The organism is Proteus vulgaris (assembly GCF_016239305.1).
In the GTDB taxonomy this organism is placed as follows: domain Bacteria; phylum Pseudomonadota; class Gammaproteobacteria; order Enterobacterales; family Enterobacteriaceae; genus Proteus; species Proteus vulgaris_C.
Window position 1 is genome coordinate 67320 of sequence record NZ_JAEHOQ010000003.1, and the last position, 14343, is coordinate 81662.

The following is a 14343-nucleotide window of genomic DNA, read 5'->3' on the forward strand; positions in this document are numbered from 1 at the left end:
ATTACTTCCGCTCCTGTGTCAAAGTAGATAAATCGTCAAGACTCGTAATAGGTTCCATCACAGAATCTAAGCGACGCGTTTTCATTTGCTCTTCAAGTTTGTCCTCTTCAACTAGATGCAGCGCATCTGTCGGACACACCTTGACACAAGCAGGGCCTTCATCAGAGAAAGCGCACAAATCACATTTCACTGCAATTGCGCGAATACCCACATTCCATGCAAGAAATGGGTTGGTTGTTGGAAGACTTGCCGGCACATCAGCCAACATCTCTTCAGGAACAAAATGTTCAAAGACAGCCGGTAAGTTAACGGGTTTGCTACCTGATGGTGTAATTGCCCCAAAGGGACAAACCAGACCACATAACTTACAGCCAATACACAGGCTCTCATTAAGAAAAATCATATTATCTTCATGAGTAATGGCATTGACTGGGCACACGCGAGCACAAGGAGCATCCTCACAGTGCCGACAAAGCATCGGGGCTGTCTGATCCTCCACTTTTACCACTGTAAGACGCGGATGCGCCTGTAATCCCACAGCTTGGTGAACTTCCGAACAAGCTGCCATACAGGTATTACACCCTATGCATCGTTGTGGCTCTGCAATTACAAAGCGATTCATTCGCCACATCCTCCGAGAAAAACGTTTAACAGCATTACTGTCGTCAATTTTTCTTTAGATAAAGCATATTTCATGCCAAGAGAGGATTTATTTTATTTTCATTTAAAATCAATGCGTTAAAAAACAAAAAGAAAACAAAAAATGACGTGTCGACAATTATGACGTTGACAATAGGTGATGGGTGATAAACAACAATTTCGTCGTCACTATGATTAGGTGCCAAACAATGGTGGAGGACAAAGAAAAAAATAGCTGAATTATCTTTAGATAACTCAGCTAAGTTTAAACATGTAATATTAATACTTACGTTTGTAACATAAAATTAAGGCATTAAAGGCGATACCAGTGGTGTTCTTTCATCATTAACCACTTTACCAAAACGCTCACTGCCTGCATTCCAATCGGTGATTGCTTGTTGAATTTCTTCTTTGCTACGACCAATAAAATTCCACCACATCAAAATTTTTTCATTTAAAGGTTCGCCACCTAAAAAGAGGATTTGGGTATTATCACTAAGTTCAATCGTTAATGACTCAGAGTTTTGTATCCCAATATAAGCAAGTTCATTCGCAACAAAGGTTTCCCCTTCTATTGTCATATCTCCTGTTAAGACAAAAAGCCCATATTCATATTTAGGATTTAATGACAAAGGAATGTGAGTGGCATGTTTTGCTATAATATCCATGCCAACCATGGGTAATAAACATAATACGGGAGAGTTATGGCTTTGATAATCACCGATTAATAACGTGAAGTCAGCGCCATTGGCTTGCCATTTAGGCAGATCAGGATAGTGATCAAAGCGCGGTGGCATATTTCTTTTATCGCTTGGTAGCACTATCCATAATTGTGCCAGATGGACTTCTTTTTTATCACCGTGACTATCTTCTGAATGGCTAATGCCGTGACCTGCTGTCATTAAATTAACTTGTTGAGGCCGAATAACTTGCTGAAAACCTAGGCTATCACGATGTAAAATTTCCCCTTCTAACATCCAAGTAAAGGTTTGCAAGCCAATATGAGGATGTGGCGAAATGGCTAATTTATCGACAGTATCATTAAAAACGGTGGGGCCTAAATGATCAAGAAAACACCAAGGACCAACTAAGCGTTGTTTTTTATCAGGTAAAGCACGATAAGTTTCAATCCCTCCAACATCACGAGTTTTAGAGGTAATACGTAATGGGGCATTTACTGCATCAGAGTGTTGATGTTCCATTATTCACCTACTTTTAATTTATTTTTAAGTCATAAGAATGCTTTATTTATTATCTAGTATAGATACTAAACCCTTATCAATTTAATAAGCAAAACATATCACTTAAGTAAAAAAATAAGCCTGAAAATTCAGGCTTATGAAAGTAAATAATAAAAATGAGTTAAATTTTATAAATTTTCTTTTCTATTTGTTTCATTGAATTTAAGCCTGATTGTAAATCTTCCGGTGTGGCTTGTGTAAACCCTTCTGTAAAGGTTGCTGATAAATAGGCATCAACCATCATTTTAGCTTTAAAAGGTGTTATTAATAAGCCTCCCATAGCCATCATATTACAGTTATTTATTATCTTACAAAAACGGGCTGTAGTGACACTTTCACACACACCACAATAAACATTTTTATGTTTATTCGCACTAATACTCACGCCCATTCCTGTACCACAGAAAACAAAACCTATATATTCAGGGTGTTCAGAAATAATCGAACCAACTTTATCACCTACATCACAATAGCCAATAGGGCCTGATTCTGTGAGATCTTTTATTGTGTAATTTTTTCCTAACAAATACGATTTAATCGTATTTTTAAGTTCAAACCCTGAAGGATCAGCACCCATAATAATCGTTCTATTTTCCATATAGCCTCCTAAATTAAGCCAAGCACTATTGGTAAATATAAACCATTGATAATATTTAAATTTAAAACAAACCTAAAGATTATTATTTATATTTAACCTAAATAAAGTATAGATTAAAATTCTATTATCTGTGCTTCAGCGTCAGGAATTTACAAAAAAAGAAGAAATAAAGAAATGGAAACTTATTTCATAAATAAGGTAATTAACCTAGAAAACAAGCTAATTTTATTATGCTATAAATTGAAGTGACAAAAAAATAAAAGAGATATATCAAAGTAAGTGTCTATATTGAAAGGGTTTCCCTAGTACAACTAAAATATAAAATAAAGATCAATAATATTACAGGATTAATGTTTTTATCTATACTCTTCAATATCTCTTAAAGGAAAGTCAAAAAACTTAAAATAAATATTGCTGTGGATTATCTTTACCAAAACAACCTACACATTCATTCTAAGAAAATGGTTATTTTTTACCAATTCCAATATTGAATAGCGCATTCAGTTTTGGCATTTTAAATATAATGAGGGATAAATAAATTAGGAACAAAATAATAACATAAAAAATTAAATAATGCAGTAATACAAATTAATCAGTTTTTTAGAAAGAAAATAGTATAATTTATTCAATTTTTATAAATTAAAATAAAAAAATACCGCAGATAGTTAACATTATCTGCGGTAATTAATTATTGTACTTAACGTTGCACTCAGTAAAATAATCTACGCGATTATTTTACGCGTGATACGTATTCGCCTGAACGAGTATCAACTTTAATGACTTCGCCGATTTGTACAAACAGTGGTACTTTAACTACTGCACCAGTGCTTAATGTTGCCGGTTTACCACCTGTACCTGCGGTGTCACCTTTCAGGCCTGGATCAGTATCAACGATTTCTAATTCAACAAAGTTTGGTGGAATAACAGCGATAGGACGATTATCCCACAGTGTTACGATACACTCAGCTTGATCGATCAACCATTTAGCGTTATCGCCAACAGCTTTTTCGTCTGCTGCTAATTGTTCGAAAGTTTCGTTGTTCATGAAATGCCAGAACTCACCGTCGTTGTACAGGTAAGTTAAGTTGATATCCATGACATCAGCACCTTCTGCCGAATCAGTAGATTTAAATGTTTTTTCCAGTAATTTGTTAGAGATCAGTTTACGCAGACGCACACGAGCAAATGCCTGACCTTTACCTGGTTTAACAAATTCACATTCAGTAATGACGGCTGGCTCGCCATCTAACATGATTTTAAGACCTGAACGAAAATCGTTGGTATTATAAGAAGCCATGAATATCCTCTAACTTTTTTAATTTAAAATGGCATAGCCAAAAAATGGCACACATTGTAACTCATAATCACCCCACCAGAGAAGTCTGGTTAACACAACTCGCGCAGGCAATCAGTGATCCTGTTGAATTACTCCAACTTTTAGCATTGGAACATCACGCTGATCTCCAAAAAGGGGCTCAGGCGCGACGGCTTTTTCCGCTACGGGTTCCCCGTGAATTCGTTGCACGCATGAAAAAAGGCGATCCTAACGATCCATTACTTTTACAAGTATTAACTGCAAATGCTGAATTTACCATAACACCGGGATTTTCTACGGATCCGTTAGATGAGCAACAAAATGCGGTGCCAGGTTTATTACATAAATATCAGAATCGTGCATTGCTTCTGGTCAAAGGTGGTTGCGCTGTCAATTGTCGCTACTGTTTTCGTCGTCATTTTCCCTATGAAGATAACAAAGGAAACAAAGCGAATTGGCAAAAGGCAATAGAGTATATCAAAAATAACCCAAAACTCGATGAAATCATCTTCTCTGGGGGCGATCCTCTTATGGCGAAAGATGATGAGCTTGATTGGTTAATAACACAACTAGAAGCAATCCCTCATCTTAAGCGTTTACGCATCCATTCTCGCTTACCAGTAGTTATCCCTGCTCGCGTCACTGATGCACTATGTCAGCGCTTACAACAATCCCGTTTGCAAAATATCATGGTACTGCATACCAATCATGCTAATGAAATTGATGACGCATTGAGAGAAGCGTGTTTAAAGCTAAAAAAAGCCAATGTCACGTTATTAAATCAAGGCGTGTTATTGCGAGGGGTTAATGACAGCGCTGAAGTTCTCGCCGAGTTAAGTCGCGCCCTATTTGATGCAGGTGTTATGCCTTATTACTTGCATGTTCTAGATAAAGTACAAGGTGCGGCTCACTTTATGGTGCCAGACAGTGAAGCTAGAGAGATTATGAAAGGACTTATGAGCTTAGTATCAGGTTATATGGTGCCTAAACTCACGCGTGAAATTGGTGGCGAACCAAGTAAGACGTTACTTGATTTAGGGTTGCGCCAAGAGTGATCTTTGATGCTAACCGATACTATTTACATTTGGATAATATAATTAACCCAGCATAATCATACAAAAGTGACTACACTATAGAGATAGGTTTGGTGGTAATTTTCATAAAAATCATTTATCTAATTAAGTTATGTTCACTTTCTTTCATTATGAAAAAGCACCTTCTTTGGTGCTTTTTGTCTTTGAAATCAGTGAACACTTAAATAGTATTAAGGAGAAAATATGAACATAATGGTAATCGGTGCAAAAGGACGAGTTGGACATAAACTAGTTGGAATATTATTAGCTAATGGGCACCATGTCATCGGAACTACCAGAAAAATCTCACACTCATCTAAAATCAAAGATTCACATTATCGTGAAATTGAACTAGATATCACAAAACCTTTGTCTTCCCTTTCTCATACATTCCCTGAACATTTAGATGCCATCTATTTTACAACGGGCTCTAGAGGGGAAGATCTATTACAGGTTGATCTACATGGTGCCGTAAAAACCATGCAAATTGCCATGGAGAAAGGTATAAAAAGATATATCATGCTTAGTGCAGTAAATTCTTTATTACCTAATAAATGGACCACATTAGTTGATTATTTTACTGCTAAATATTTTGCGGATCTCTATTTGATCAATCAGACCAACCTCGATTACACAATAATTCAAGCTGGTTATTTAACTGAACACTCAGGAACACATAAGATCTGCACAAAAAAAGAAGAAATACCCGCTGATGGCGAAATATCTATTGATAATGTAGCATTAACGCTTGCTGAAATTTTAGACAAAAAGAATACCTTTAAAAAATGTATTCCAATATTAGATGGTGGTATTGAGATAAAAGATGCTATTGAGCAGATCTAAATACTCAATAGAGTTGACCCTAATCATAAGAAACAAACCTGACCCCAAAGAAAAGAAATATTGAGGTCAGGTCTTGGTTCTTAAAAAGTAACCACGTATTTAATTACTGACACTTATAAACTTGCCCACTCATTTTGCTATCTAATGGAGCAAAGCTATCAACAAAGCTACCTGCGCCAGTACCAACGTTAAAAATAACATTACCACCCATTGCAGCTGCTTTATTACGTAAGTCGTTAGCAGCACCTCGCAGTGATTGGCTTTCAGTACGGGAACCTGATAACCAGTTATTTTGAACACCTGTCACTGTTCCTAATAATTGGCATTCACTGCCTGGTTGCGTATCAGTGATTTGTACCTGTGAGCCCGCAGTGCTTAATGTGTTTGTTGCAGAACAGCCTGCTAATAACAACGCTGCAGCAGCTCCCAATAACAATTTAATTCGCATGATCCCCTCATTTATTTGAGTGTCCGTTTAGTCAAGACAACAATATACCTTGCCATCCCTCTTATGCGCAAAAATAAATCATTATTACTATCTCACATTAGCCAATAGCCTTAAGATATTATTTTTGCTTTAAACTTATTTTAACGTACAAATTCGGCTTTGAGATAGACAAAGCAACAATACCTCTATTCTACACCGCTTTTATGCTTTTAAAATGATCTGCCTTATTTTCAAACTATACAGTGCGAGAATGAACACACTATTTGTTCATTTTTTTAAAAATCGTCAGACAATCAATCATCATCTGACGATTATATTGAGCTAAATTAATTCAAATGATGATTCAGCGCTTCTTCTTTTAAATCCAACTCATGACGTAAGCGATGATAAATATGTTCACTAATATGACGAGACTTGCGCAACTGTTGCAATGCATCACGTTCAACTTTTAATGCACTACGAGATAATTTACGCTCCATACTAAACAAGCGTTTAAGATCAAGCGCACCTTCTTGTACACTATCTTCGCTATCAAGGCGACGACTGTAGATCTCTAATAAGTGAGAGCCTGCTTCTATGCGTAGCGACATTTCATCCAAGTCTTCGCAAGGTTGATTCATTAATTCATTGATATGTGCAATTGCCGCTTCATTTAAGGCTAAACGTGTACGAATTTCATCATCTTCATACGGTAAATCTTCTGATAGCCCTTTGGTTAAAATCGGCAATGCGATTGTTGCGATTAATAATGAGCAAAGAATAACTCCCATAGCAATAAAGATAGCAAGATCACGTGTTGGGAAAGGTGAGCCGTCAGTCATTAATAAAGGGAGTGTTAAAATACCAGCTAATGTAATTGCCCCTCTCACCCCGGCAGTCGCCATAATCGCCATTAAACGCAGATCATGGCGAGATAAGCGTTTGTTAGGTGAGCGGAAAACGGTGAGTGACATTGATACCCATACCCATGTAAAACGCAGTATGGCGAGACCCACAGTGATCACGATAATGTAACCTAAAACAGCCCAAGGATTAGTAGCCCCAGCGGATTGCGTCACTTCAGGTAAAATTTTCCACATTGCAGGAAGTTGTTCACCTAATAAAATAAAAATCATGCCGTTAAGTGCAACTTGAACCGTATCCCAAACCGCTTTACTTTGCATACGTGTGGCTGCTTGCATACGGCCAACAATTTTTTCGTAGTGCATTGTAATACCTGCAACCACTGCAGCTAAGATCCCAGACACATGGAAATGCTCTGCTAATAGATAGGCAAAAAATGGCATTAACAAGCTAATCAAAATTTGGATTGCCGGATCTTCACCAGTGCGTCTCACCAAAAACTGATTAAACCGCCCAATAATACCCGCCACAATTAAACCAATTGCCGCCCCTCCTAAAGCCACAACTAAAAACTGTCCTGTGGCTGAAGCAATAGAAAACGATCCCGTTAATGCAGCGGCAACTGCAAAGCTAAAACAAACTAAACCTGTTGCGTCATTAAGTAGCGATTCCCCTTCTAAAATATGCGTCATACGAGAAGGAAGTGGCGAATTTACAGTCATTGCAGATACGGAAACAGGATCGGTTGGAGACAAAATTGCCGCTAGAGCAAATGCAATCGCAAGCGAAATAGAAGGAATAAGCCAGTGAATAAAAAAGCCCATGCCAATGACAGTAACAACCACTAAACCGATCGCCAATGACATAATAGGTTTAATTTCTTGAAATAGTGCCTCTTTAGGGATACGCCAACCATCTAAAAATAGAAGTGGTGGAATAAAGAGGAACAAGAAAAGATGTGGATCAAAAGCTACCTCAAAACCAAAAATCGACAAACAAGCCCCCACAGCTATTTGGATCAATGGCAGAGGAATTTTTTCTGATAGTAATCGTGAGATAAACACACTCACAATCACAGCAAAAAGAAAGATAAGTACAATCGCGACGACAGACATGGTGGAACACCCCAATTTATTTAATTATTTTTAAACGATGCAGTAAAAGCGATCTGTTGTCTCGTTGTAAAGAAATAAGTTGCTTCTAATTATATAAAAAATCAATTATCTGATAATTCTGAAATAAAACAGCATAAAAAAACCCGAGCTTAAGCTCGGGTTTTTCGTGTAAAACAGTTGGCTGATGAATTACATCATGCCGCCCATTCCACCCATGCCGCCCATACCACCAGCGCCACCTAAATCCATTTTGTCATCTTTAGGTGAATCAGTGATCATCGCTTCTGTTGTGATCATCAGACCTGCGATAGATGCAGCAAATTGCAGTGCAGAACGAGTAACTTTAGTTGGATCTAAGATACCCATATCAATCATATCGCCGTAAGCATCAGTTGCAGCGTTATAACCGTAGTTACCTTCACCCGCTTTTACGTTGTTTACAACAACAGATGGTTCTTCACCTGCGTTAGCAACGATTTGACGCATTGGAGATTCCATTGCACGTAATGCAACGCGGATACCCACTGTTTGTTCTTCGTTATCACCAACCATCTCACGCAGAGCGTTAGCAACACGAACCAGTGCAGTACCACCACCAGCAACAACGCCTTCTTCAACTGCTGCACGAGTTGCATGCAGAGCATCGTCAACACGAGCGCGTTTTTCTTTCATTTCAACTTCAGTTGCTGCACCGACTTTAATTACTGCAACACCGCCAGCTAATTTAGCAACGCGTTCTTGTAATTTTTCACGGTCATAATCTGAAGTTGCATCTTCGATTTGTTGACGGATTTGAGCTACACGACCGCTGATTGCGTCTTGATCACCTAAACCATCAATGATTGTGGTAGTATCTTTGTTGATAACAACGCGTTTTGCTTGACCTAAGTCTTCTAACGTTGCTTTTTCTAACTCCATGCCGATTTCTTCAGAAATTACAGCACCGTTAGTTAACGTTGCGATATCTTGTAGCATTGCTTTACGGCGATCACCAAAACCAGGTGCTTTAACCGCAGCAACTTTAACGATACCACGCATGTTATTCACAACTAAGGTTGCCAATGCTTCGCCTTCAACATCTTCTGCAATGATAAGCAGAGGTTTGTTAGCTTTAGCAACACCTTCTAACACAGGCAGTAATTCACGGATGTTTGATACTTTTTTATCAACTAACAGAATGAATGGGTTTTCTAATTCTGCTGTACCTGTTTCTGGTTTGTTGATGAAGTAAGGAGACAGATAACCGCGGTCAAACTGCATACCTTCAACAACATCTAGCTCATCTTCTAAGCCAGTACCTTCTTCAACAGTGATAACACCTTCTTTACCGACTTTATCCATCGCTTGCGCGATCAGAGTACCAACGGTTTCATCAGCGTTCGCTGAAATGGTACCAACTTGAGCAATTGCTTTAGTATCTGAACATGGAACAGACAGTTTTTTCAGTTCTTCGACAGCAGCAATAACCGCTTTGTCGATACCACGTTTCAGATCCATTGGGTTCATGCCTGCGGCAACTGCTTTTAAGCCTTCGGCAATGATTGATTGTGCTAATACTGTTGCAGTTGTAGTACCATCCCCTGCCGCATCATTGGCTTTAGAAGCAACTTCTTTCACCATCTGCGCACCCATGTTCTCAAATTTATCTTCGAGTTCAATTTCGCGCGCTACAGATACACCATCTTTAGTAATAACAGGTGCACCGAAAGATTTATCTAAAACAACGTTACGACCTTTAGGGCCTAAAGTTACTTTAACTGCATCTGCAAGAACATTAACACCACGTAACATTTTATTACGAGCATCTACACCGAATTTGACGTCTTTAGCTGCCATCGTATATTTCCTTTGAATTCGTTCAGTTTAAGAAGATCTTAAAAGAGAAAAATTATTCTTCTACAATTGCTAAAATGTCGCTTTCAGACATGATAAGCACGTCTTCGTTATCAATTTTTTCTGTTTTAACGCCATAACCATCGTTAAAAATTACGATATCGCCAACTTTAACATCCAGTGGTTTAACGTCGCCGTTTTCCATAATACGGCCTTGACCCACGGCTAAGATTTCGCCACGAGTAGATTTACCCGCCGCAGTGCCAGTGAGGACGATACCGCCAGCTGATTTAGCTTCGACTTCTTTACGTTTAACAATAACACGGTCATGTAATGGACGAATCTTCATTAATAGTGCTCCTATAAAAAAGTCCATATCAGGATTAAGGTTGATACCAGTGCCTAAGATGAACCAGTACCATGACGATACAAGTGGGGGCATCCGGTAAAACTTCAAGGGGAGAAGTGTGTTTTTTTTTCAAATTTCCCCCTTTTTAGTTGATTATGCTTTGGGTCAATTATTTTTTATCAGAAAAATGGTCGTTATCCTGATCTTCACCCTTATTATTCAGTTGGTTACTTGGTGAATCTTCTTTGCGCTGATACTCACCTTCAAAAGTGGTGCCATTTTGGCTAGAAGAGAACCCACTTTGTCCATGACTACCTGAATAAACACGAATACGAGAAATTAATTTTGTCACTAATAGTGCTTGTAACGGTGGCAGTAACAACAGTAAACCTAAGAAGTCAGTAAAGAAACCTGGGATTAATAGAAAAATACCCGCCAATATCAACGAAACACTTTTCACCATTTCAGTAGCAGGCACTTCTCCCATTGCTAATTTTTGTTGCATTGAAGCAATATTTTTTACGCCCTGATTTTTTACCAACGAGACACCAACACAAGAAGTCAGCACCACAAGGAATAGTGTTGTAAGCACGCCAATCGAAGATGCCACATTGACGAAAATAACAGCTTCTACATAGATAAGAAGACAGATAACAATTAATGGGAGCCAACGCACTTGGTTCTCCTTTTTATAAAAAAAGATTCATATTATTAATAGAAAGGAGTGTGAACTACATCTAAGGTGATGGTTTACAAACTCGCTTTTTGTTAGTTTATCTACATAATAATGGGGAGCATAACACTCCTTTTCAAGGGGCGTTAAAAAGAGAAGTAGAACTGTAAAATCCATGAGATAGATCACAAAAAGAAAATATTTAAACGTTATTTACGTATAAAGTGATCCAGCTTAAAGGTATTTGTTTACAACCCGAATATGATCGTGCCAGTACCAAGCAAAACGGTAAGTTATATTACATTATTAACCGTTAACGATATATTTTATTAACAAGCGCATAACTAGACAGTTAAAATTTTAATAAGAAGGTTCTCATGTCAAATAAAACTCGTATCGAAGAAGACCTGTTAGGTAAAAGAGAAGTTCCTGCTGATGCTTATTATGGCGTCCACACTTTACGTGCAATTGAAAACTTCTACATCAGTGATCGTACCATCAATGATGTTCCAGAATTCATTCGCGGTATGGTAATGGTGAAAAAAGCTGCTGCATTAGCAAACAAAGAACTTCACACTATTCCTCGTGAAATCGCTGATACGATTATCAAAGCCTGTGACGTAGTATTAGAAACAGGTAAACACATGGATCAATTCCCAGTTGATGTATTCCAAGGCGGTGCTGGTACTTCATTAAATATGAATACCAATGAAGTTATCGCAAACATCGGTCTGGAATTAATGGGCCATCAAAAAGGTGAATACCAATACCTGAACCCGAATGACCACGTCAATAAGAGCCAATCAACAAACGACGCTTATCCTTGTGGTTTCCGTGTAGCGGTTTATAACTCTGTTATCAAATTAACTGAATCTATCGAACTGCTGAAAGCAGGTTTTGATAGAAAAGCAGTTGAGTTCAAAGACATCCTGAAAATGGGTCGTACTCAATTACAAGATGCTGTACCAATGACTTTAGGTCAAGAATTCCACGCTTTCTCTGTACTGATGAAAGAAGAAATCAAAAACCTGAAACGCACTGCTGAGTTACTGTTAGAAATGAACTTAGGTGCAACAGCTATCGGTACTGGTCTGAATACAGCACCTGGTTACCAAAAACTGTCTGTTGAAAAACTGGCAGAAGTAACTGGTTTAGCGTGTGTTCCAGCAGAAGACTTAATTGAAGCAACTTCTGACTGTGGTGCTTATGTAATGGTTCACGGCGCATTAAAACGCTTAGCTGTGAAAATGTCTAAAATCTGTAATGACTTACGTTTACTGTCCTCTGGTCCTCGTGCAGGTCTGAAAGAAATCAATCTTCCAGAACTACAAGCAGGTTCTTCAATCATGCCAGCTAAAGTAAACCCAGTAATTCCAGAAGTTGTTAACCAAGCTTGCTTTAAAGTTATCGGTAATGACACTTGTGTAACTATGGCTGCTGAAGCAGGTCAATTACAATTAAACGTAATGGAACCAGCAATCGGCCAAGCAATGTTCGAATCAATCTCTCTGTTAAGTAACGCTTGCCGTAACTTAGTAGAAAAATGTGTTGATGGTATCACTGCGAATAAAGAAATCTGTGAACACTTCGTATTTAGCTCAATCGGTATCGTTACTTATCTGAACCCATTCATTGGTCACCATAATGGCGACATCGTTGGTAAGATTTGTGCAGAAACTGGTAAGAGCGTACGTGAAGTTGTTCTAGAACGCGGTTTATTAACCGAAGAACAACTGGATGATATCTTCTCTATCGAGAACTTAAAAAACCCGGCTTACAAAGCAAAACGCTTCGATGATTAATAATTATGTTTTATAACATGACACTGTTAAACATAAGAATGAGCTCTTAAAAATACAAGGCACGGACTCTTTAAGAGACGTGCCTTTTTACTTGATTGTAAAAACAAAAATTTAACTTATCTTTCTCATTTTTTTAATTATCTCAAGGAGTAAACGCTATGTTAGCCGTAGAATTGATTATCGTTCTGCTGGCCATTTTCCTCGGTGCGAGACTGGGGGGAATTGGTATCGGGTTTGCCGGTGGTTTAGGGGTTTTAGTTTTAGCTGCTATCGGTGTTAAACCTGGTTCAATCCCTTTTGATGTTATCTCCATCATTATGGCTGTTATTGCCGCAATCTCTGCGATGCAGGTTGCTGGTGGTTTGGATTACCTTGTTGGCCAAACTGAAAAACTGTTAAGACGTAATCCAAAATACATCACAATTCTTGCGCCAATTGTGACTTATTTCTTAACTCTCTTTGCAGGTACAGGGAACATCTCTTTAGCAACACTGCCTGTTATTGCAGAAGTTGCAAAAGAACAAGGTATCAAACCTTGCCGTCCTTTATCAACAGGTGTTGTAGCAGCTCAAATCGGTATTACTGCATCTCCTATCTCTGCTGCAGTTGTTTACATGGCATCAGTCATGGAAAACCCAGCTATGGTCGGTGAAGGTAATACTGTAAGCTACATCACTCTGCTGTCTATCTTATTACCAGCGACTTTCCTTGCTATCATTCTGATGTCATTTATTGTGTCTTGGGTATTTAACTCAAAATTGTCTGATGATGCTGTCTATCGTGAGCGTTTAGAACAAGGTCTGGTTGAGTTACGTGGTAGCCAAGAACGTAGGGAAACATTATCAGGTGCTAAATCATCTGTAATGCTGTTCTTACTAGGTGTTGTCTGTGTTGTTACTTATGCAATCATCAACAGCCCAAGCTTAGGTATTGTGAAAGAACCGTTAATGAACACCACTAACGCAATTCTTATCATCATGCTGAGTGTTGCAACTCTTATCACTATTTTCTGTAAAGTTAAAACTGACACCATCCTCAACTCAAGTACTTTTAAAGCAGGTATGAGTGCATGTATCTGTATTCTGGGTGTTGCATGGTTAGGTGATACTTTCGTTTCAAGTAACATTGATTGGATCAAACTGACTGCGGGTGATTTAATCACTGGCCATCCTTGGTTATTAGCCGTTATCTTCTTCTTCTGTTCTGCACTGTTATATTCACAAGCAGCAACAGCAAAAGCATTAATGCCAATGGCTTTAGCTCTAGGTGTATCTCCATTAACTGCAATTGCATCTTTCTCTGCGGTTTCTGGTCTGTTCATCCTGCCAACTTACCCAACATTGGTTGCGGCAGTTCAAATGGATGACACAGGTACAACCCGTATCGGTAAATTAGTCTTCAACCACCCATTCTTTATCCCTGGTACAATTGGCGTGGTATTAGCTGTCGGATTTGGTTTCCTCTTCGGCAGTATGATCCTGTAGTTTGAAGTAAAAAATTAAAACATTGCAAAAAAGCGCCCAGCGCTTACAAGAAATAAAAAACAAGAAAATACCCCGTCGCGAGATGGG

The 14343-nt window shown here is 38.4% G+C and carries 13 protein-coding genes; 4 read left to right on the plus strand and 9 right to left on the minus strand.

The window, feature by feature from the left end:
- Window position 1: 1 nt before the first annotated feature.
- The 4 genes from JEP40_RS03010 to efp all read right to left on the minus strand — a co-directional run bounded on the left by JEP40_RS03010 (window position 2) and on the right by efp (window position 3775).
- Window positions 2-622 carry a 4Fe-4S dicluster domain-containing protein gene (locus tag JEP40_RS03010; RefSeq protein ID WP_072069038.1) on the minus strand — a complete coding sequence of 207 codons (621 nt, stop codon included), beginning with the start codon at window positions 620-622 and terminating at the stop codon, window positions 2-4.
- Window positions 623-944: 322 nt separating this feature from the next.
- Window positions 945-1841, minus strand: a complete 897-nt coding sequence (locus tag JEP40_RS03015; RefSeq protein WP_198622405.1) for a pirin family protein — start codon at window positions 1839-1841, stop codon at window positions 945-947.
- Window positions 1842-2001: 160 nt separating this feature from the next.
- Window positions 2002-2478, minus strand: a complete 477-nt coding sequence (locus JEP40_RS03020; RefSeq protein WP_198622406.1) for an RpiB/LacA/LacB family sugar-phosphate isomerase — start codon at window positions 2476-2478, stop codon at window positions 2002-2004.
- 730 nt (window positions 2479-3208) lie between these two features.
- Complete coding sequence (gene efp / locus JEP40_RS03025) at window positions 3209-3775, minus strand: elongation factor P (protein WP_006536168.1); 567 nt, start codon at window positions 3773-3775, stop codon at window positions 3209-3211.
- Window positions 3776-3819: 44 nt separating this feature from the next.
- Between efp and epmB the strand changes: the two genes are divergently transcribed.
- Window positions 3820-4848: an EF-P beta-lysylation protein EpmB gene (epmB, locus tag JEP40_RS03030; protein WP_198622407.1), complete on the plus strand. Its 1029-nt coding sequence runs from the start codon at window positions 3820-3822 to the stop codon at window positions 4846-4848.
- A gap of 222 nt (window positions 4849-5070) precedes the next feature.
- Window positions 5071-5709, plus strand: a complete 639-nt coding sequence (locus JEP40_RS03035) for an NAD(P)H-binding protein (RefSeq protein ID WP_198622408.1) — start codon at window positions 5071-5073, stop codon at window positions 5707-5709.
- 103 nt (window positions 5710-5812) lie between these two features.
- Here the strand turns inward: JEP40_RS03035 and JEP40_RS03040 are convergent, their stop codons facing one another.
- The 5 genes from JEP40_RS03040 to JEP40_RS03060 form a co-directional block, all read right to left on the minus strand.
- Window positions 5813-6157, minus strand: coding sequence for a DUF4156 domain-containing protein (locus JEP40_RS03040; RefSeq protein ID WP_023582946.1), 345 nt, complete (start codon window positions 6155-6157; stop codon window positions 5813-5815).
- A gap of 326 nt (window positions 6158-6483) precedes the next feature.
- Window positions 6484-8115 carry a Na+/H+ antiporter gene (locus tag JEP40_RS03045; protein WP_198622409.1) on the minus strand — a complete coding sequence of 544 codons (1632 nt, stop codon included), beginning with the start codon at window positions 8113-8115 and terminating at the stop codon, window positions 6484-6486.
- 189 nt (window positions 8116-8304) lie between these two features.
- Window positions 8305-9951, minus strand: coding sequence for a chaperonin GroEL (gene groL / locus JEP40_RS03050; protein ID WP_198622410.1), 1647 nt, complete (start codon window positions 9949-9951; stop codon window positions 8305-8307).
- Between the two features lie 52 nt (window positions 9952-10003).
- Window positions 10004-10297 (minus strand): co-chaperone GroES, encoded by a 294-nt coding sequence (locus JEP40_RS03055; protein ID WP_036914050.1) that lies wholly within the window; start codon window positions 10295-10297, stop codon window positions 10004-10006.
- Between the two features lie 169 nt (window positions 10298-10466).
- On the minus strand, window positions 10467-10973 hold the full coding sequence (locus JEP40_RS03060; protein ID WP_198622411.1) for an FxsA family protein: 507 nt from the start codon (window positions 10971-10973) through the stop codon (window positions 10467-10469).
- Between the two features lie 374 nt (window positions 10974-11347).
- Here JEP40_RS03060 and aspA point away from each other — a divergent pair, with 374 nt between their 5' ends.
- Window positions 11348-12772, plus strand: a complete 1425-nt coding sequence (gene aspA / locus JEP40_RS03065) for an aspartate ammonia-lyase (RefSeq protein WP_198622412.1) — start codon at window positions 11348-11350, stop codon at window positions 12770-12772.
- 158 nt (window positions 12773-12930) lie between these two features.
- A complete protein-coding gene (locus JEP40_RS03070; protein WP_198622413.1) occupies window positions 12931-14256 on the plus strand; it encodes an anaerobic C4-dicarboxylate transporter in 1326 nt (441 codons plus the stop codon).
- Window positions 14257-14343: the final 87 nt, after the last annotated feature.

What these genes read in the sequence shown, in the direction of transcription:
- JEP40_RS03010 (WP_072069038.1), bottom strand. Translation starts at nt 622, where the DNA reads ATGAATCGCTTTGTAATTGCAGAGCCACAACGATGCATAGGGTGTAAT.
- JEP40_RS03015 (WP_198622405.1), bottom strand. Translation starts at nt 1,841, where the DNA reads ATGGAACATCAACACTCTGATGCAGTAAATGCCCCATTACGTATTACC.
- JEP40_RS03020 (WP_198622406.1), bottom strand. Translation starts at nt 2,478, where the DNA reads ATGGAAAATAGAACGATTATTATGGGTGCTGATCCTTCAGGGTTTGAA.
- efp (WP_006536168.1), bottom strand. Translation starts at nt 3,775, where the DNA reads ATGGCTTCTTATAATACCAACGATTTTCGTTCAGGTCTTAAAATCATG.
- epmB (WP_198622407.1), top strand. Translation starts at nt 3,820, where the DNA reads ATGGCACACATTGTAACTCATAATCACCCCACCAGAGAAGTCTGGTTA.
- JEP40_RS03035 (WP_198622408.1), top strand. Translation starts at nt 5,071, where the DNA reads ATGAACATAATGGTAATCGGTGCAAAAGGACGAGTTGGACATAAACTA.
- JEP40_RS03040 (WP_023582946.1), bottom strand. Translation starts at nt 6,157, where the DNA reads ATGCGAATTAAATTGTTATTGGGAGCTGCTGCAGCGTTGTTATTAGCA.
- JEP40_RS03045 (WP_198622409.1), bottom strand. Translation starts at nt 8,115, where the DNA reads ATGTCTGTCGTCGCGATTGTACTTATCTTTCTTTTTGCTGTGATTGTG.
- groL (WP_198622410.1), bottom strand. Translation starts at nt 9,951, where the DNA reads ATGGCAGCTAAAGACGTCAAATTCGGTGTAGATGCTCGTAATAAAATG.
- JEP40_RS03055 (WP_036914050.1), bottom strand. Translation starts at nt 10,297, where the DNA reads ATGAAGATTCGTCCATTACATGACCGTGTTATTGTTAAACGTAAAGAA.
- aspA (WP_198622412.1), top strand. Translation starts at nt 11,348, where the DNA reads ATGTCAAATAAAACTCGTATCGAAGAAGACCTGTTAGGTAAAAGAGAA.
- JEP40_RS03070 (WP_198622413.1), top strand. Translation starts at nt 12,931, where the DNA reads ATGTTAGCCGTAGAATTGATTATCGTTCTGCTGGCCATTTTCCTCGGT.